Genomic DNA, 18,113 nt, shown 5'->3' with positions numbered 1-18,113 from the left:
AAGAGTCGCCGCGGCGACTCTTTTTTACATCCTGGCGTGCCGATCCGATCAATAACGCCAATCCACCAGCAAGCGCACCGAACTGACATACCCCGAGCCATTGCTGATGCTGCTGTTGTATTCCAGATTCATGGTCAGATCGTCCGGCAGCAATAGCTTGGCGCCCACGCCCACGTTCATCTGGTTGCGGTCGGCCATGACCGGATAGACCGTGTAGGCCGGGCTTAGTGCGCCCAGATCGGCGTAACGGATGGTGGCGCTGTCCGAGCCTTCAAAGTGGTGCAGATAGTCAAAGCGACCAAACGGCTGCACCTGCCCCCAGCGCGTGTCGACCCCGGTTTGCATGCGCACACCCAGCGTGGCTGTGGTCGACTTCAGGCTCTGGTCGGCGTAGGTCAGCGCGGAATAGGCGGGCGCGTTTTCGGTGTATTCATCCAGTGTGGCATGCATGACATCGATGCGACCGTACGGCGATACCAGCAGTTTGGCGCTGCGGTATTCGTAGCCGGCGGACAACGACGCAAACCACTGATTACCACCGCGCGAGCCATCGGCCGTGCTGCCGGTATCGGTGATATAGCGCTTCAGATCAAAGTCCATATGGCCGTAGCCCAGCACGCCATCAACAAACAGGTTCTCGCTGGGGCGCAGCACGCCATAGGCCGCAGCCACACCGATATTGCTGCTGCTGTGCGTGGTTTGCTCGCCGATATCGCTGCTGTCATGGCCGACGCCAAAACCGACGCCGGCCGACCACATTTCGTTAATGCGGTAATCCGCGCCGATGCTCACGCCATCGGTATGGAACTTGAAGTGTTCTTGATTGGTATCCGCATCGCGACGGCCAAAGTCGATGCCGCCATCAATCCAGAACGCCAGCGGACGCGGTTCAACGTCGGGCTTGCCGGTGGCGCGGCTGGACGGCTGCGCCGGGGCATCGGCTTCGGATGGCGTTTGCTTGCGCAATGCATCGCGCCGATCCGTTTTGGCATCGGATTGCATTGTGCTTTGCACCGGGTCCGCGCCAAACGAAGACGCCGTCAGACCAAAGCTGGATTCGCCCCAACCCTTGCCATGCAGGCTTTCCAGACGGCGATGGAAGTTGTCCATCTGCGCGCTGGCAAAGCGGCGCGTGGCATCGGCCTGTGCGGCCAGCAGGCCCAACACTTCTTTGTCTTTGGATGGATCGAGACGGCCGGTGACGGTGATGCTGGCCGTGCCTTGCGTAGTGCCATAGGCATTGCTGAGCGCATAAACCACATTGACCGTGCCGACAAAATCCACCGGCGACACGTAAACCAGCGTGGTGCCGCGTACTTCCACGCTGCCGCTGGCGGGCGGAGTGACCACAGTCAGCGCGGTAAACGGACCACCGCTGGCCGCGGCGCCCACGTCCAGCGTAACCGGGGCGCCAGCCACGATGCTGACGCTGACCGCACCCAATACCGGCGCAGGTGGTGACACTTGCAACGTGACCGTCGCCACGGCCGAGGTGCCAGCCGCATTGCTGGCGGTATAGCTGAACGAATCGGGGCCGACGTAACCTGCGTTGGGCGTGTAATGCACGCTCGGCGTGTTGCCGGTGACCGGGGTGCTGGCCTTGGCGCGCGCGGCAAGCACCGACGCCGATACCGTCACGCCACTAAAGTCCACCGTGCCGTGCCGGGGCGGCGTGACCAACGTGACGCTGGTGACCGGGCCACCGCTGATGGTCAACGGAATATCCACGTTCTGGCTATTGGCGGGCACGGTCACGTTGCCTGCTTGCGGCGCGGGCAACGGCGGATTGACCGTAATGCTGACGGTGGCCGGCGCCGAAGTCCCGGCCGCGTTGGTGGCGGTGTAGTTAAAGCTGTCGCTGCCCACATAGTCGGCGGCGGGCGTATAGGTGATGGTGCTGCCACTGATACTCGTGGTGCCGTGGCTGGCGGCGCTGCTGACCGTCACCGCACTGGCGGTGCCACCCGTGATGACCGAGGCCACGTCGATGGCCGTGGGCGTGTTCGATGCCACCGTCACATTCTTGGCCGCGGCCACCGCCAGTTGCGCGGTGATGTTGACGCTATACGCTTGCGTGCCGACAAAGCCATGCGTATCCGCCACTTGCACCACAAAGGCGTACGTGCCGACTGCGCCGGCGATGCCGGAGACCACGCCGGTGCCGCTGGCCAGGGTCAGGCCATTGGGCAACGCGCCGCTGGCAATCGACCACGTGTATGGCGCGGCGCCGCCCGCAACGCTGAGCGTCTGGCTATATGTCACACCCGCTGCCGGTACCGGCAAGGTGGCGGGCGTGATGGCGACTGCGGGAGCGCCGACGGTCAGGCTGTAGGCATGCGTTACGCCGTAGGGGCCGCTGCCGGTCGAGCTATCCGAGGCGCGCACCGAGAAATTGAATGCCCCCGCCACCGTGGCGGTGCCGCTGATCTGACCCGTGGCAGGATTCAGCGTCAGGCCCGCTGGCAATGCGCCTGCGGTAATTGCATAAGTGTACGGCGCGATGCCGCCGCTGGTGCTCAGGCTCTGGCTATAGGCCGTCAATGCCGTCGCGCCAGGCAGCGCGCCTTGCGCGGGCGACAGCGCCAGCGTGGCAGCGTTCACCGTCAGCGCATACGCTACGCTGCCCGAATGCGGCGCGCCGCTGCCGGTGGAGCTATCGGTGGCGGTAATCGTCAGATTGAATACACCGCCCGCCGTGGGCGTGCCCGACAGTGCGCCGGTTGCGGTATTCAGCGTGACGCCGGACGGCAATGCCCCTGCCGTGATGGCATAGGCGTACGGCGCGATACCGCCTGCGGCCGTCAGCGACGTGCTGTAACTCGCGGCCACCGTGGCGTTGCTTAACGTCGCGGGCGTCAAGCTGATGGTGGGCGCGCCCACCGTTAATGAATAGCTGCGACTGCCGCCATACGGCGCGCCGGTGCCGGTCGAGCTATCCGTTGCGCTAATCGTAAAGGTGTACGTGCCGCTGCCCGTTGCGGTGCCGGCCAATGTACCCGTTGCGGTGTTCAACGACAGGCCCGGCGGCAACGCGCCTGCCGCCACGGCATAACTATACGAGGCGGTGCCGCCGCTGGCGCTGATGCTGGCGTTATACGCCACGCCGATCGCAGGCGACGGCAAGCTAGCCGGCGCGATGACGATGGTCGGCGACTGCACCGTAACGCTATAGGTGCGGCTGCCGCTGAAGGGGCCAGCGCCGGTGGAGCTATCGGTGGCCGTGATCGTAAAGCTGTACGTGCCACCCGCAGTGGCCGTGCCGGTGAGCACGCCGGCCGACGACAAGGTCAAACCCGCGGGTAATACGCCGTTGGTGACGGCAAAGCTGTAACTGGCGGTGCCGCCGCTGGCGCTGAGCGTGGCGTTAGCCGCCGCGCCCACGCTAATTGTCGGCAAGGTAACGGGCGAGATCGTAATGCTGGGAACCCCGATGGTCAGCGTGTAGCTGTGACTATCACTGTAGGGACCAGCGCCCGCCGAGCTATCGAAACCGGTGACCGTAAAGTTGAAGGTGCCCGCTGCCGTCGGCGTGCCAGAAAGCACGCCGCTGCTGCTCAGCGACAAGCCTGCGGGCAACGCGCCGGCGGACAGCACAAACGAATACGGCGCGTTGCCGCCACTGGCGGTGAACGTCGAACTGTAACTGACGCCCACGCTGCCGCTGGACAAAGACGCGGGCGCAACGGTGATGGTCGGCGCCCCGACCGTCATCGAATAACCACGCGCCACGCCATAGGGCGCGCCGGGGCCGGTGGTATGGTCGATGGCCACCACCGTAAAGTTGTAAGTGCCACCGGACGTGGGCGTGCCGCTGATGACGCCGGTGCTTAGGCCTAGCGTGAGGCCGGGCGGCAAAGCGCCGCCTCCTATCGAATACGTATAAGGCGCGGTGCCGCCGCCTGCCGTGACGGTCTGGCTATACGCGGTTTGCACCGTGGCGGCCGGCAATGTTGCGGGAGTGAGCGTAAATGATGGCGGGCTGGCCGTGCCGCCATAGGTGCGGCTGCCGCTAAAGCCGTTGGCGTCGACGGCCGTCACCGTAAAACTGTAACTGCCAGCCGCCGAGGGCGTGCCCGCAAACACCCCGCTGCTGCTCATCGACACACCCGCCGGAATGCTGCCCCCGCTGATGTAAAACGTATATGGCGCGGTGCCACCGCTGCCCAGCGCATTGGCGTTATAAACAGCGCCCGCGTTAAACACGGGCATGGTGGTCGGGCCCACCGAGATGGTCGGGGCACTGATGTTCAGGGTGTAGGTTTTGGTGGCGCTCTGGCTAGCCGCGTCGTTCACCTGCACCGTAAACGTAAACGCGCCCGCCACCGTTGGCGTGCCGCCAAGCGCCCCGCCGTTGCTCAGGTTAACGCCAGCGGGCAATGCGCCCGAGACGACCGACCAGGTATACGGCGCGGTGCCGCCGCTCGCGCTCAACGCTTGCGAATACGCCATGCCGGCGGTGCCGGAATTCAAAGACGCCGTGGTCACTGACGGGCCGATGATGTTGACGGTGACGGTGTTGGCATTAACGGTGATGCCATCCGAATCCAGCGTATAAAACGTACCCGTTTCTGGCGTCGACGAAGTACCACTGCCGTTGCCTGCATAAGTAAAGCGGATCTGGGTAGGGTCACTGTCATCCATTTGCAACGTCGAGTTGCTGGGATGCATCGTGGCGGTCATTGTGGTGCCCTGGTTATCACCATAGGCCCCCGCCTGGTCTGGGTCGCAGGCAGACATCTCGGCGGCGGTGAATACATGAACTGTATTGCCCGTTCGATTGGCACTGAAAGTAACCGTACAGCTAGCGGCCTGGGCCACCGGTGCGAGCAAGCCGCACAACAACAGCACCATGCACACCAGCCCGCTGCGCAAGAAACTTGCAATGCGCGCAATCTGGCCGCGGTCGACGTCACGACAGGTTTGGGCTGAACGGCTTGCAAAGGCGCGGTGATACTGCGCGCGCATAACGTCCAGGCATGGGCTTACCACCGGGCGTAGGCCGCCACGGCTCAATCCGATCACATCGCGCATTGCTGTCTTTGATCCTGCTGACTGTTGCGCGGTCTGGCCTTGTCGATCAGGGATGGATCAACGATGGATCAAGGATTAACGCCGCGTAGCTCGTAGTCCGGCGCAGTGGGCTGCACTCGGAGAAGGCCGTGTTTGTCAGTGGATATTAACAAAGGCTTATGCCAACGGTATTTCTGCGGTAGAGCCAGACGTCAAAGTGTTGGGTTTGTGCCAGCGCAGACACAAAGGGCTGCGCTGGTTTGCCGTCAGCGGCAAGCGAAATCCGGTCAGACTCATTCGCCCAGAAAGCGGCTATGCCCACGCGGTGCGGGGCGCGTGCCATCCATCACATCCAGCACGCCCGTCATGGCGCGCGTGCTATCGCGGCGTTGCGTTAGCACACGATCGCGGCGCAGATGGCGCGCCTGCAGCACCACGGCGGCAAAAGCCAGCACGCCCACCAGGCTGTGCGCCACGCTCAAGCGCCACTCGCCGGCAAACATCGCCACAAACAGCGCCAGCAAAGCCACGGTGATGATCGCGCCCACAGCGTTCCAGGCATGTGGCACCACCTTCGCGGTGGCGTCGGCATAGTCGGCCTCAAGCCGGGCTTTGGGTTGAGCGGTGGCACGCGTGTCCAGCGTGCCGCCCAGGTCTGCGCGTGTGTGCGCCGGGGTATGAAGATGATCGATGTGCGTGGCCATGATGTTGCATCCCGGAAATGGATGACTGGATTGTGATGCAGCTAACATTGCGGCGTTGCCAGCGTGCCGACGATCCGGTTGTAGGTGTGGCTGCCATTAACAGGCCGATTTGGCAAAAAGCCACACCGGTAAAGGCTTACGGCCTGGCGCGCAGCGGGCTAGAATTCATCACTTCAGACTTTTCTTACGGCGCACCTTATGCCCAGCCAGATCATTACCGTCACCGACCACGGCGCAAGCTTCGAGCCCGCGCGCGAGCAACTGGTGGCTGCGGCCGAATCGGGCCAGGTTTTGTACTTTCCGCGGCTGGGCTTTACGGTGCAGCCTGATGAACTGCGCTTGCTGGATCCGGCCATCGCCGATCCGCAGCGCAAGAACATCAGCCTCGACCCCGCCGGTGGCAAGTTGCATGGCGTGCTCAATCCGTCGGACGAAGCGGCGGTGCGCGGGCTGATCGAGCGTTATCAACATCTGGCCAATGATCTGGTGGCGCGTTTGTTTCCGGAATACACGGGCCAGCTGCGCGCCGCGCCCACCAGCTTGCGCTTGCATCAGGTGGAAAACCGGCAGACCTCGTGGCGCAAGGATGACAGCCGCTTGCATGTGGATGCGTTTCCGTCGCGGCCCAACTATGGCGAGCGCATTTTGCGCGTGTTTACCAATATCAACCCCAATGGCGCGCCGCGCGTCTGGCGCGTGGGCGAGCCGTTTGAAGATATGGCGCGCAAGCTGTTGCCACGCGTGCCGCGGCAATGGCCGGGCTCGGCGGCGTTGTTGGCGGCGCTCAAGATCACCAAGCGCCGTCGCAGCGCCTATGACCACATCATGCTGAACCTGCACGATGCGATGAAAGCCGATATGGACTATCAACGCAGCAGCCCGCAGGAAACCATGCCGTTTCCGCCCGGTTGCGGCTGGATCTGCTTCTCCGACCATGCGTCGCACGCGGTGATGTCGGGCCAGTTCATGATGGAACAAACCTTCTTTTTGCCGGTAAACGCCATGGTGAACCCGGCCAGCGCCCCGTTGGGCGTGCTGCAAAAGCTGACTGGCCGCGCGCTGGTTTAATCTGCCGCCCGCCCGCGCCAAATGCGCCGCGCCAGTTGCTTTGGCGCGGGCCGCCCCCACTTAGCCACTCACGACCGATTTCAGACGCGCAGTCTGGCTGGGCCGACGCGCGCGAAGGCATCCTGGCTTATTGTGATAAAATCACCTGTTTTTCAACGGGATAACGGTATGCGCAAGCCCTTCGCTCTACTGGTGTTGCTGTTTGGCATGATGCTGTCCAGCCTGAGTTTTGCCGGGCGTGTATTGCCCGCTAACGGCAAGCTGGGCGTACTGGACCACTATCAACTGAACGCGGTTTCGATTGATGGCACGGCGCAGCCCACGGCGGCCGCGATTCGCGTTTATGGCACCAACAACCTGTTGCTGCCGCCGCAGCAAGTGCCGGACAACAGCAACATCTGGTACACCACCGAAGCCAACGGCAACGTATGGAAGATCTGGTTGATCAGCGACGACGAACTCGCGCAGATCAAGCAGCAACTCAAGAAACAGCAGAACTGATCAGCATGAGCAAAAAAGTATTTATCAAGACCTTCGGTTGCCAGATGAACGAGTACGACTCGGACAAGATGGCCGACCTGCTGGGCGCCACCGAAGGCATGACCAAGACCGACAATGTGGAAGAAGCGGATGTCATCCTCTTCAATACCTGTTCGGTGCGCGAAAAAGCGCAAGAAAAAGTCTTTAGCGACCTGGGCCGCATCAAGCATCTGAAAGCGCAAAACCCCGGCCTGGTGATCGGCGTGGGGGGGTGCGTGGCCAGCCAGGAAGGCGCGGAGATCGTCAAGCGCGCGCCGTATGTGGACGTGGTGTTTGGCCCGCAAACGCTGCACCGCTTGCCCGCGTTGATTGAAGAACGGCGCGCCAGTGGCCGCAGCCAGGTGGATATTTCTTTCCCCGAAATCGAAAAGTTTGACCACCTGCCGCCCGCACGCGTTGAAGGCGCCACGGCATTTGTGTCGATCATGGAAGGTTGTTCCAAGTTCTGCTCGTTCTGCATCGTGCCGTACACGCGCGGACAGGAAGTCAGCCGTCCGTTTGAAGACGTGCTGGCCGAAGTGGCGGGTCTGGCGCAGCAAGGCGTTAAAGAAGTCACGCTGCTGGGCCAGAACGTTAACGCCTATCGCGGCAAGATTCTGGATGGCGCGGAAGAAGGCGAAGAGCCGGAAATCGCCGATTTCGCCACGTTGCTGGAATACGTGCACGAAGTGCCGGGTATCGAGCGCATCCGCTACACCACCAGCCACCCGCGTGAAATGACGGCGCGCATCGTCGAGTGCTATCGCAAGCTGCCCAAGCTGGTCAGCCATCTGCATTTGCCGGTGCAAGCGGGTTCGGATCGCGTGCTGGTGAACATGAAGCGCGGCTATACCACGCTGGAATACAAATCGCTGGTGCGCAAGCTAAGAGAAGCGCGCCCCGATATCTGCCTGAGCTCGGACTTTATCGTCGGCTTCCCCGGCGAAACCGAAGACGACTTCGAACGCACCATGAAGCTGATCGACGACGTCGGTTTTGATGCCAGCTTCAGCTTTATCTACAGCCGTCGCCCCGGTACCCCTGCGGCAGACCTGGCCGATGATGTGCCGGATGAGGTCAAGTCCAAACGCCTGATGCGCCTGCAAGCGCGCATCCAGCAACTGGCCGACGATGTGAACCGCAATATGCTGAACACCGTGCAACGTGTGCTGGTGGAAGGCGTATCAAAGAAAGACAGCAATCAGCTGGCTGGCCGCACCGACAACAACCGCATCGTCAACTTTGACGGTTCGCCGCGCCTGATCAATACCTTCGTTAACGTGCGCGTTACCGACGCCCTGCCGCATAGCTTGCGCGGCGAGATCGTGACGCGCGAAACCGTCACGGTTTGATACGCCCATGATCCTGAGCACCATCGATAACTGGCTGACGACACAAGCGGCATTCCCCGCGCCGGTGAACGCCGCATTGTCTATGCTGGTCCAACGCGATTTACTGGCCATGCCCGCTGGCCGTTATCCGCTGGGCGATGATCCGCGCATGTTTTTTCTGATCCAGACGGCCACCACCGAGCCGCTGAACAACCAGCGCGCCGAAGCGCATACGCAGCATGTGGATATCCAGTGGCTGCTGGCGGGCGTCGAGCGCTATGGCGTGACGCAAAAAGACGCCAGCGCGATCATCGAAGAAGATCTGAGCGAGCGCCACGACGTGGCGTTTTATGCCGCCCCCGCGCGGGAAACACAATTTGATTTTTACCCCGGTTCGTTTGGTGTGTTTTTCCCGAGCGATATCCACCGCGCCACCGGCCAGGTAGACCAGCCGGCGCCGATCCACAAGGTGGTCGTCAAACTTCATCGCAGTCTGTTTGGGCTGTAACCCCTCATTACAAGGAATTGCCATGCCCTCCCCGAGAGACAGCGAATTGCTCGCACAAATGACTGAAGCCGATCTGGACGAACTGTCCACCTTTCTGGAATCCGACCTTGCGCCGATCCAGTCCATGGATCTGTCGATGCTGCACGGCTTTTTAACCGCCCAACTGGTCGGCCCGACCGAACTGCCGCCAGAGCGCTGGTTTGGCCTGGTCTGGGGCGAACACGGCGAACAACCGAAATGGAAAAGCGCGCACCAGCGCGAAAAGATCGAAGGCCTGATCCTGCGTCTGTACAACCAACTGGTGGATGAGCTGAACCAGGACCCGCCCAGCTTTACCCCGATGGTGTACGTGGACCAGGAACGTCAGCTCGATATCGTGCAGCAATGGTGTTACGGCTTCATGCTGGGCACGTCGCTGAACGCCGAAGGCTGGCAGCCGTTGCTGGACGACGAAGACAACAGCAACCTGATCGCGCCGATTCTGGATTGCGCCGATGAAGAAGCGCGCGATGCCGCTGAAGCCGAAGGCGAAGATCTGGCCCAGTTTGAGCACAACATCGCGCAAGCGCTGCCCGAAGTGATTCCGGCCATCCGCGAATACTGGCAGCAACATGGCGATGACGACGGCCTGCCGCAGCCGGCCAAGCGCCCGGGCCGCGCCCAGCGCCGTCACTGATCCGCCCCTTTGATACGCAAGTCTTGATTACGGAAACCAGCGCCTCTTGAATACCCAAACCGTCTCGTTTACGCCGGTGGACAATCGCCGGCTGTCCAATCTTTGCGGCGTGCTCGATGAGAACATCAAGCAGATCGAAACCGCGCTTGATGTGACCATTGCACGCCGCCAGGAACACTTCAAGGTGAGCGGTCCTGGCAAGAAAGTGGAGCTGGCGGTGACCGCGCTGGAACACTTCTACAACGAAGCCGATAAGGAACTGGGGCTGGATGATGTGCAGCTGGGCATTATCGAGCTGACCAATCCGGGCACCGAACCAGGTATTGCGGGTGCAGAAGACGGCGCGCCGATCCTGCGCACGCGCCGCAACGATCTGCGTGGCCGCACGCCACGCCAGACGCTGTATATCAAGGCCATTCAGGAACACGACATCACCTTTGGTATCGGCCCGGCCGGTACTGGCAAAACCTATCTGGCCGTGGCCAGTGCGGTGGATGCGCTGGAGCGCGATCTGGTCAAACGCCTGGTGCTGGTGCGCCCCGCGGTTGAGGCCGGCGAAAAGCTGGGCTTTCTGCCAGGCGATCTGATCCAGAAAGTCGACCCGTATCTGCGCCCGCTGTACGACGCGCTGTATGACCTGATGGGCTTTGACAAGGTCACCAAGATGTTTGAGCGCGGCGTAATCGAAATCGCCCCGCTGGCGTTTATGCGCGGCCGCACGCTGAACCACAGCTTTGTGATTCTGGATGAAGCGCAAAACAGCTCGCCCGAACAGATGAAGATGTTTCTGACGCGGATCGGCTTTGGCTCCAAGGCCGTCATCACGGGCGACCCGACTCAGGTGGATTTGCCCAAGAACCAGAAATCGGGCCTGGTGGATGCGCAAGAAGTCCTGCAGGACGTGCGTGGCATTGCGCTGCATTACTTTAATAGCGAAGACGTGGTGCGCCATCCGCTGGTGCAGAAAATCGTCGATGCGTATGACCGCGCGGGCAAGCAACGCGACGCCGAAGCGGCCCAACGCAAAGCCGAACGCGAAGCCCAGCGCCGCGCCGAACAAGCCACCCATCAAGACGATCACCCGAAATGAGCAAGAAACTGAAACTGGCGCTGCAGTTGGCCACCACGGCCACTGACGCGCCGGGCAAAGCGCAGATCAAGACCTGGGCCGAAGCCGCACTGCGGCCCAGCGTCAAGCAAGCTGAAGTCACCGTGCGCATTGTGGATGCCGAAGAAGGCCAGGCGCTCAATCGCGAATATCGCGGTAAGGATTACGCCACCAATGTGCTGACCTTTACCTTTGATGAAGACGGCGAGCTGCCCGAAATCGCCGGTCTGCCGCTGATGGGCGACCTGGTTTTATGCGCGCCCGTGGTGGCCAGAGAAGCCGCCGAGCAAGGCAAATCGCTGCTTGCGCACTATTGTCATCTGGTGGTGCATGGCATGTTGCATCTGCAAGGCTATGACCATCTGGAAGACCAGGAAGCCGAAGAGATGGAGGCGTTGGAGACGCAAATCGTCATTTCTTTAGGTTATGATGACCCGTATCTGACTGATCCGGAGCTGTAAGCCCTATGGACGACGACGCGCAGCCGTCCCCTGCCCCGAAGGCCTCCTGGCTGGAGCGCCTGACCCACTTTCTGTTACGCGAGCCGGAAAACCGCGGCGAGCTGGTCGATATTCTCCATTCCGCCTTTGAGCGCCATCTGCTGGATGCCGACGCGCTGGCCATGATCGAAGGCGTGCTCAACGTCGGTGACATGCAGGTGCGCGACGTGATGGTGCCGCGCAGCCAGATGGACGTGATCGACATTTCCACCCCGCCCGATGAGTTTGTGCCGTTTGTGATCGAAGCCGCGCACTCGCGCTTTCCGGTGATCGATGGCAGCAAGGACGATGTGCTGGGCATTCTGCTGGCCAAAGACTTGCTGCGCTTTTACGCGCTGGACGAAGAATTTGATGTGCGCGACATGCTGCGGCCGGCCGTGTTTATCCCCGAATCCAAACGCCTGAACGTCCTGCTGAAAGACTTCCGCAACAACCGCAACCATATGGCGATTGTGGTGGATGAATACGGCGGCGTGGCCGGCCTGGTCACCATCGAAGACGTGATGGAACAGATCGTCGGCGATATCGAAGACGAATACGACTACGACGAATCGGAAGACAACGTGGTGCTGGATCGGCGTGGCCATTGGCGCGTCAAAGGCGGCACCGAGATTGGCGACCTGAACGAAGCCATCGGCGCCAGCTTTAATGACGAAGAATTCGACACCGTCGCCGGCCTGGTCACCAACAAGTTTGGCCACGTGCCCAAGCGTGGCGAAGCGATTGCGTTTGATGGCTACCGCTTTCAGATCGTGCGCGCCGATAGCCGCCGCGTGCACAGCGTGCTGATCGAAAAAATCCCGCAATTTACTCCCACCGTGGGCGACGACTGACCGCCCCGATGGTTTGATGCCCCCGCCCTGATGCGGGGGCGCCTTCACAAGATCTTTATGCGCCTCTCCCTACGCCCGTTTGTATTGCCCGCCGCGCTGGCCGCCGTGGGTGCTTTGTCCGTGCTGTCGTTTGCGCCGATCAATGCGTTTCCGTTGATGTGGCTGGCCCTGGCCGCGCTGAGCTGGAGCATCGGCCAGGCAGGCAGCGCCAAACGCGCATTGGCCTTGGGTTATGCATGGGGCCTCGGTTTTTTCTGCGCCAATATCTACTGGATTTATATCAGCCTGCACACCTTTGGCGGCATGCCTGCGCTGATGGCGGCGGGCTGTGTGTTTTTGCTGTCGATGTATATGGCGCTCTTTCCCGCGCTGGCGGCCTGGGCGGCGCGCCGCTGGATTGGCCATCGCGTCTGGCGCATGACACTGGGCTTGCCGGCGCTGTTTACGCTGACTGAATGGCTGCGCGGCTGGCTGTTTACCGGTTTTCCGTGGGCCAACGTCGGCAACTCGCAAGTGCCGATGACGCCGCTGGTGGGCTATCTGCCGGTGGTGGGCGTCTATGGCGCGGGGGGCTTGTTGCTGCTGTCGCTCGGCGCGTTGATGGCGATGCGCGGTTGGCAGCGTTGGGCCACCGGTCTGGGCGTATGGGCCTTGGGCGGCCTGCTGATGCTGATGCAATGGACCTACCCGGTCGGCGATCCAGTCAGCGTCAGCCTGGCGCAGGGCAATATCCCGCAAGATGAGAAATGGGCCGAGGCGCACTATCTCGACAATCTGCGCACCTATCTCAACCTGACCGCGCAGGCGCAGGGTGATATCGTCATCCTGCCCGAGACCGCCATCCCATCGTTTATGAGCGATACGCCGACGTGGTATCTGGAACGGCTGGTGAAGGTGGTGCAGCCGCGCACGCTGGTGACGGGTGTGCCGTTATCCGGCCCGCATGCCGAGGAGTACTACAACTCGGTGACGGTGCTGACCAACCCGAAACTGCCGATGTACAGCAAGCGCCATCTGGTGCCGTTTGGCGAATTTGTGCCGCTGCCGTGGCTGTTTGGCTGGATGTATCACTATCTGAACATGCCGCTGTCGGGCTTTACTTCGGGCGCGGCGGAGCAAGCGCCGTTTGTGATCGGCAAGCACACGCGGCTGGCGCCGGATGTGTGTTACGAGGATGCCTTTGGCCGCGAGATCATCAAGGCATTGCCCGATGCAACTTTGCTGGTCAACGTGTCGAATCTGGCGTGGTTTGATGGATCATGGGCGGCCTGGCAGCAAACGCAGATGTCGCAAGCGCGCGCCATCGAAACCGGCCGCTACATGCTGCGCGCCACCAACACCGGCGTGACGGCGATCATTGATGAGCGCGGCCATGTGCTGAGCCAACTGCCGCAAAACAGCCGCGGCGTGCTGGAAGGCAAAGCGCAGAACTTTGCCGGCACCACGCCCTACGTGGTGTGGGGCGACTGGATGACCTTAAGCCTCAGCGGGCTGTTGCTGCTGTGCGCGTGGCTGTTTGGGCGCAAACAATAAGCGGGTGCCAGCCAGTCGATCATGCAGAAACTGGCGGTCCCGATCCAGATAGGCCCACACAAACGGCAGAATGCACCAGGCCAGCGACAAGCGCGCCCAGGGAATCCACGCTGCGTTGTGCCAGGCGCCAAAGGTCAGCGGCAGCACCGGACCAAAGCACAGCAGCGCAACGCCAAAGCGGATCAGGATGGCGCGGCGACCGGGCGAGACGCCGGTCACGCTATCGACAATGCGGATGCGCCAGGCTTTCATGGCCAGCGTTTGCCCGCCGCGCTGCCAGCACAGGCCAAAATAGGCCAGCATGCTGGCCAACAAAGCCACAAACAATCCCCACGACGCCGGCCGGCTTTGTGAGAGCTGGTCCACCGGCAATTGCGTCAGCAACGCAAACAGGCCCTGATAAATCAGCGCCACAATCAACAACACCGGGATCAACAGCAGGATTTCATACCACCAGGCAAAAAAACGCCGCCACCAGCCCGCGCGGACCTGCGCGGAGGGTTGTTGCAACGAACTGGTCAACGTATTTTCCCCTGATGGCCTTTGACTTGTTGCACCACGCGCGCCCGGGCCTCGGGCGACATGGCTTTAAAGCGCTTGTAGTTTTCCCGCGCGCGTTCGCGTTCTTCGTGCGTCATCGAGGCCCAACGGCCTATACGCTCGCGCACACGCGCTTGTTCTTCGGCATTCAGATCGGGATAGCGCTGCGCGATATGCAGCAGCATGTCTTGCGAATCGTCCGGCAACTGGTCCCACTGTGTGCCGACGGGCGCCAGCAGCTGTTTTTGCGCGGGGGTCAGCGATTGCCAGTCAGAAGGCTCCGCCCACGCCGCTGCCGGCAAAGCCAATGCCAGCAGCAACGAGAGACGAGCGACATTTAATCGCGCAGGGTATCGGGGGCGGTTTGCCATTGTTCGAAACGGACGTCAGTAAAGGTATCCAGCGGAGCTTCGTCCGCCAGTAATTGCACATCGAGTGCGTGATCAGGCGTAACACCGGCTTGCAGATGCCACCAGCCGCCCACGGTCAGCGCCAGCGCAAAGGCCACGCCCGCGCTCCAAGCGGCCGGATGCGCATGCCAGTGGTCGGCCATCCAGCCCGACAAACCCGCCATACGATTGACCAGCACCGGGCGACGTTGACGCGCGGCCGCATGCGCCACGGCCGCTTGCCGGGCTTGCGCCAGCCGCGTTTGCGCGTGGGCGGACAGCGGGCTGTTGTCCAGCACCGACGCCACTTTTTGACCGAATTCGTGTTCTGTTCCAGACGGACGTTCCATCTCAGGTCCCTCCCCGTATGCCTGACCAAACGATACCTTGCTGCTTGAGCCGTTGCGCCAGCGCGTGCGTGGCGCGGGAACAATGGGTCTTGACGCTGCCTTCTGAACAGCCCATTGCGGCTGCGGTTTCAGCAACATCCAGTTCTTCCCAATAACGCAGCATGAAGGCCTCACGTTGACGGGCCGGCAGTTGTGCCACGGCCTCTTCGATGGCGGCCATGGTGCGGGCCTGCTCGTGCTCGTCTTGCGGGCTGGGCGCTTGTTCCTGGTTGGGCAACCATTCCAGCGGATCACCGGCGTCGCCGTCATCATCCTTGCTTTCAAATGCCGAAAACAGCGTTACCCAGAAACCACGCACTTTCTGCCGACGGAAATGGTCACGGATCGCGTTCTGCAGGATGCGCTGAAACAGCATCGGCCACTCTTCGGGCGGCTTGTGCGCATAGCGCTCAGCCAGCCGCATCATGGCGTCCTGCACGATATCCAGCGCGGCGTCTTCGTCCTGAACGGCATAGTACGCCTGCTTGAATGCGCGGCGTTCCACCTCGGCCAGAAATGCCGCGAGCTTGTCCGTCCCTTTCAGAATACGTCTCCGTGGCGCGTCAACCAGAACCTGGCTTGCTTGGCACGCCAGGACCCCATAAATCGAAACAGGCGCGAATGGTAACAAACGGCCCTGGTCGTGTCCTTTGTTTATTAGGGGCCTCCGGCGGACGGCGACTATGGCCGACGCCCGCCCCGCGCTGGTGCGCGATACACATCAATTTTTGAAAAGCTTGCCACATGTGGTGCGTTTTGGTAGCGTCTGGGGTTCTACACCCAGTCTTTTAAAGCGTTCGGGCCTACTCAGCCCGCCCGCGCCGAACGGCAACCGCCAGCGCACTTTTTATCTGGTCGTCACTTTTGCGGGCCACAAGCCTTGCATGTAGGGTTGCAAAACGGTTACTCCGTGGTTTTCGAAGTCGCAATTCGCCGCTGATACGCACACTGGCACACCCGCCCGTTTGCACGTCTGCATCGCGTGTTATGCCTTCACGGCCATGGCCTTGACCTTTTGCGTAGCTCTTTGACGGCGGCAAGCCCGGTACATCAATCAGGATCGCAACGCATGCACCTGGTCGTGATGGAATACATACATTGCATCCAGCCATGCGCGGGTCATTCCTGGCGTATTTGTTGTCGCACACCGCGTTCACGTCATGTAACCGTGTTGCCCATTTGCGCCGTCGTCCCTGCGACCCCGACATCGTTAACTCGTTCGCACAAAGGTTGACCCATGGAGATTTCGGGCGCAGAGATCGTAACGCGCTGTCTGCAGGAAGAAGGCGTTGAATTCGTCTTCGGCTATCCTGGCGGCGCCGTTCTTGAAATTTACGATGCCATCTTCAAGCAAGAGGTATTCAAACACGTGCTGGTGCGCCACGAACAAGCCGCGGTGCATGCCGCTGACGCTTATTCGCGCTCCAGCAACAAAGTCGGTGTGGCGCTGGTCACCAGCGGCCCGGGCGCTACCAATGCGCTGACCGGCATTGCCACCGCATACATGGATTCGATTCCGCTGGTGGTGATTTCGGGCCAGGTAGGCACCAATGCCATCGGCCTTGATGCCTTTCAGGAAGTCGATATGGTCGGCTGTTCGCGCCCGATCGTTAAACACAACTTCCTGGTCAAAGATATCCGCGATCTGGCCACGACCTTCAAGAAGGCATTCCATATCGCCGCAACGGGCCGGCCGGGCCCCGTGGTCATCGACATCCCCAAAGATGTCACGATGAACAAGACCACGTTCAGCTATCCGTCGTCGGTCAGCATCCGCAGCTACAACCCGCCTACCAAAGGCCACCCGGGTCAGATCAAGAAAGCGGCCAATCTGATCGCCGAAGCCAAGCGTCCGTTCCTGTATGTGGGCGGTGGCGCCATTCAGGGCGGCGCGGGCAAGGAAGTGACTGATCTGGCCAATCTGCTGAACCTGCCCACCACCAATACGCTGATGGGCCTGGGTGCGCTGGATGGCACCCACCCCAACTTCGTGGGCATGCTGGGCATGCACGGCACGTACGAAGCCAACCTGGCGATGCAGTATTGCGACGTGCTGATTGCCGTCGGCGCTCGCTTTGATGACCGCGTGATTTCGGTGCCCAGCCAGTTTCTGGCCTCGCCCAAAAAGATTATTCATATCGACGTCGATCCGTCCTCGATTGCCAAGCGCGTCAAGGTCGATATTCCGATCGTGGGCGACGTTAAACACGTGCTGACCGATCTGCTGGCGCAACTGCGCGAAAGCGGCCAGAAGCCCAATGCCGAAGCACTGGCCAACTGGTGGCAGCAGATCAACGAATGGCGCAAGCCCAACAGCCTGCTGTACACGCCGTCCACCGAGGTGATCAAGCCGCAGCACGTGATCGAAACGCTGTGGAAAGTCACCAACGGCGAAGCGATTGTCACGTCCGACGTCGGCCAGCATCAGATGTGGGCGGCGCAGTACTACAAGTTCCGTCGCCCCAAGCAGTGGATCAATTCCGGCGGTCTGGGCACGATGGGCTTTGGTTTGCCGGCCGCGATGGGCGCGCAACTGGCCAACCCCGATGCGCAAGTCGCTTGCGTTACCGGCGAAGGCTCGATCCAGATGAACATTCAAGAGCTGTCCACCTGCAAGCAATACCACACGCCGGTGAAGGTGCTGAGCCTGAACAACCGCTACCTGGGCATGGTGCGGCAGTGGCAGGAATTCTTTTACGGCACGCGTTATTCCGAGTCGTATATGGATGCGCTGCCTGACTTCGTGAAAGTGGCCGAGGCCTATGGCCACGTCGGCTTCAAGGTCGAAAACCCCGCCGATGTCGAGCCGGTGCTGAAAGAAGCGTTTGGCCCCAGCCTGAAAGAACGCCTGGTGTTTATTGATTTCCGTACGGATCAAACCGAGAACGTGTTCCCGATGATCCAGAACGGCCGTGGCCTTAACCAGATGGATCTGCCGCCGCACATGCGCGACTATCAGCAAGTGCCTTTTGAAAACAATCGCGACTACGGCAACCTGAGCTAAG

The 18,113-nt window shown here is 61.3% G+C and carries 17 protein-coding genes; 11 read left to right on the top strand and 6 right to left on the bottom strand.

Translation table 11 applies throughout. From position 1 onward, the window contains the following. Nucleotides 1–48: 48 nt before the first annotated feature. The gene (locus tag WG78_RS20805) at nucleotides 49–4,680 is read right to left on the bottom strand and encodes a putative Ig domain-containing protein (protein ID WP_161805176.1); all 4,632 of its coding nucleotides are present in this window, start codon (nucleotides 4,678–4,680) and stop codon (nucleotides 49–51) included. Between the two features lie 623 nt (nucleotides 4,681–5,303). Then, nucleotides 5,304–5,714, bottom strand: coding sequence for a hypothetical protein (locus tag WG78_RS20800; protein ID WP_053939759.1), 411 nt, complete (start codon nucleotides 5,712–5,714; stop codon nucleotides 5,304–5,306). Between the two features lie 198 nt (nucleotides 5,715–5,912). Between WG78_RS20800 and kdoO the strand changes: the two genes are divergently transcribed. From kdoO to lnt, 9 genes are all read left to right on the top strand, one after another. Continuing rightward, entirely contained in the window at nucleotides 5,913–6,782 is an 870-nt protein-coding gene (kdoO, locus tag WG78_RS20795; RefSeq protein WP_053939758.1) for a Kdo hydroxylase KdoO, read from the top strand. A 168-nt stretch (nucleotides 6,783–6,950) separates the two neighbouring features. Beyond that, the gene (locus WG78_RS20790; RefSeq protein ID WP_053939757.1) at nucleotides 6,951–7,283 is read left to right on the top strand and encodes a hypothetical protein; all 333 of its coding nucleotides are present in this window, start codon (nucleotides 6,951–6,953) and stop codon (nucleotides 7,281–7,283) included. Nucleotides 7,284–7,288: 5 nt separating this feature from the next. After that, nucleotides 7,289–8,653: a tRNA (N6-isopentenyl adenosine(37)-C2)-methylthiotransferase MiaB gene (miaB, locus tag WG78_RS20785; RefSeq protein ID WP_053939756.1), complete on the top strand. Its 1,365-nt coding sequence runs from the start codon at nucleotides 7,289–7,291 to the stop codon at nucleotides 8,651–8,653. Between the two features lie 7 nt (nucleotides 8,654–8,660). Continuing rightward, nucleotides 8,661–9,140: a NanQ anomerase/TabA/YiaL family protein gene (locus tag WG78_RS20780; RefSeq protein ID WP_053939755.1), complete on the top strand. Its 480-nt coding sequence runs from the start codon at nucleotides 8,661–8,663 to the stop codon at nucleotides 9,138–9,140. A 22-nt stretch (nucleotides 9,141–9,162) separates the two neighbouring features. Beyond that, nucleotides 9,163–9,816, top strand: a complete 654-nt coding sequence (locus WG78_RS20775) for a UPF0149 family protein (protein ID WP_083459488.1) — start codon at nucleotides 9,163–9,165, stop codon at nucleotides 9,814–9,816. 46 nt (nucleotides 9,817–9,862) lie between these two features. After that, nucleotides 9,863–10,906 (top strand): PhoH family protein, encoded by a 1,044-nt coding sequence (locus WG78_RS20770; RefSeq protein ID WP_053939753.1) that lies wholly within the window; start codon nucleotides 9,863–9,865, stop codon nucleotides 10,904–10,906. After that, nucleotides 10,903–11,385 carry an rRNA maturation RNase YbeY gene (ybeY, locus tag WG78_RS20765; protein WP_053939752.1) on the top strand — a complete coding sequence of 161 codons (483 nt, stop codon included), beginning with the start codon at nucleotides 10,903–10,905 and terminating at the stop codon, nucleotides 11,383–11,385. Before WG78_RS20770 ends, ybeY begins: the two co-directional genes overlap by 4 nt. Nucleotides 11,386–11,390: 5 nt before the next feature. After that, nucleotides 11,391–12,257, top strand: coding sequence for a CorC family transporter (locus WG78_RS20760; protein ID WP_053939751.1), 867 nt, complete (start codon nucleotides 11,391–11,393; stop codon nucleotides 12,255–12,257). A 57-nt stretch (nucleotides 12,258–12,314) separates the two neighbouring features. Then, nucleotides 12,315–13,790: an apolipoprotein N-acyltransferase gene (gene lnt, locus WG78_RS20755; RefSeq protein WP_161805175.1), complete on the top strand. Its 1,476-nt coding sequence runs from the start codon at nucleotides 12,315–12,317 to the stop codon at nucleotides 13,788–13,790. Here the strand turns inward: lnt and WG78_RS20750 are convergent. From WG78_RS20750 to WG78_RS20735, 4 genes are read right to left on the bottom strand one after another with little or no spacing between them, the layout of a single operon-like run. Next, complete coding sequence (locus WG78_RS20750) at nucleotides 13,734–14,312, bottom strand: RDD family protein (RefSeq protein ID WP_053939749.1); 579 nt, start codon at nucleotides 14,310–14,312, stop codon at nucleotides 13,734–13,736. The genes lnt and WG78_RS20750 overlap by 57 nt on opposite strands. Continuing rightward, on the bottom strand, nucleotides 14,309–14,638 hold the full coding sequence (locus WG78_RS20745; RefSeq protein ID WP_161805174.1) for a DUF3106 domain-containing protein: 330 nt from the start codon (nucleotides 14,636–14,638) through the stop codon (nucleotides 14,309–14,311). Before WG78_RS20745 ends, WG78_RS20750 begins: the two co-directional genes overlap by 4 nt. Nucleotides 14,639–14,667: 29 nt before the next feature. Next, the gene (locus WG78_RS20740) at nucleotides 14,668–15,069 is read right to left on the bottom strand and encodes a DUF3619 family protein (protein ID WP_053939747.1); all 402 of its coding nucleotides are present in this window, start codon (nucleotides 15,067–15,069) and stop codon (nucleotides 14,668–14,670) included. Between the two features lies 1 nt (nucleotide 15,070). Next, the gene (locus WG78_RS20735) at nucleotides 15,071–15,652 is read right to left on the bottom strand and encodes an RNA polymerase sigma factor (protein ID WP_053939804.1); all 582 of its coding nucleotides are present in this window, start codon (nucleotides 15,650–15,652) and stop codon (nucleotides 15,071–15,073) included. Between the two features lie 139 nt (nucleotides 15,653–15,791). On the opposite strand from WG78_RS20735, the gene WG78_RS20730 reads away from it, so the two are divergent. Continuing rightward, on the top strand, nucleotides 15,792–15,998 hold the full coding sequence (locus WG78_RS20730) for a hypothetical protein (RefSeq protein WP_053939746.1): 207 nt from the start codon (nucleotides 15,792–15,794) through the stop codon (nucleotides 15,996–15,998). Nucleotides 15,999–16,345: 347 nt separating this feature from the next. Next, nucleotides 16,346–18,112 carry a biosynthetic-type acetolactate synthase large subunit gene (gene ilvB, locus WG78_RS20725; protein ID WP_053939745.1) on the top strand — a complete coding sequence of 589 codons (1,767 nt, stop codon included), beginning with the start codon at nucleotides 16,346–16,348 and terminating at the stop codon, nucleotides 18,110–18,112. The last annotated feature ends 1 nt before the right edge of the window (nucleotide 18,113 follow it).

Origin of the sequence: Amantichitinum ursilacus, assembly GCF_001294205.1 — a bacterium.
Lineage (GTDB): Bacteria > Pseudomonadota > Gammaproteobacteria > Burkholderiales > Chitinibacteraceae > Amantichitinum > Amantichitinum ursilacus.
This window is presented reverse-complemented; position numbering and strand designations above follow the sequence as displayed.

Bases quoted from the DNA above. Each gene is read 5' to 3' on its own strand.
- WG78_RS20740 (WP_053939747.1), bottom strand. From the start codon at position 15,069: ATGGAACGTCCGTCTGGAACAGAACACGAATTCGGTCAAAAAGTGGCG.
- WG78_RS20780 (WP_053939755.1), top strand. From the start codon at position 8,661: ATGATCCTGAGCACCATCGATAACTGGCTGACGACACAAGCGGCATTC.
- WG78_RS20800 (WP_053939759.1), bottom strand. From the start codon at position 5,714: ATGGCCACGCACATCGATCATCTTCATACCCCGGCGCACACACGCGCA.
- WG78_RS20805 (WP_161805176.1), bottom strand. From the start codon at position 4,680: ATGACCGCCACGATGCATCCCAGCAACTCGACGTTGCAAATGGATGAC.
- lnt (WP_161805175.1), top strand. From the start codon at position 12,315: ATGCGCCTCTCCCTACGCCCGTTTGTATTGCCCGCCGCGCTGGCCGCC.
- ilvB (WP_053939745.1), top strand. From the start codon at position 16,346: ATGGAGATTTCGGGCGCAGAGATCGTAACGCGCTGTCTGCAGGAAGAA.
- kdoO (WP_053939758.1), top strand. From the start codon at position 5,913: ATGCCCAGCCAGATCATTACCGTCACCGACCACGGCGCAAGCTTCGAG.
- WG78_RS20760 (WP_053939751.1), top strand. From the start codon at position 11,391: ATGGACGACGACGCGCAGCCGTCCCCTGCCCCGAAGGCCTCCTGGCTG.
- ybeY (WP_053939752.1), top strand. From the start codon at position 10,903: ATGAGCAAGAAACTGAAACTGGCGCTGCAGTTGGCCACCACGGCCACT.
- miaB (WP_053939756.1), top strand. From the start codon at position 7,289: ATGAGCAAAAAAGTATTTATCAAGACCTTCGGTTGCCAGATGAACGAG.
- WG78_RS20790 (WP_053939757.1), top strand. From the start codon at position 6,951: ATGCGCAAGCCCTTCGCTCTACTGGTGTTGCTGTTTGGCATGATGCTG.
- WG78_RS20775 (WP_083459488.1), top strand. From the start codon at position 9,163: ATGCCCTCCCCGAGAGACAGCGAATTGCTCGCACAAATGACTGAAGCC.
- WG78_RS20730 (WP_053939746.1), top strand. From the start codon at position 15,792: ATGGCCGACGCCCGCCCCGCGCTGGTGCGCGATACACATCAATTTTTG.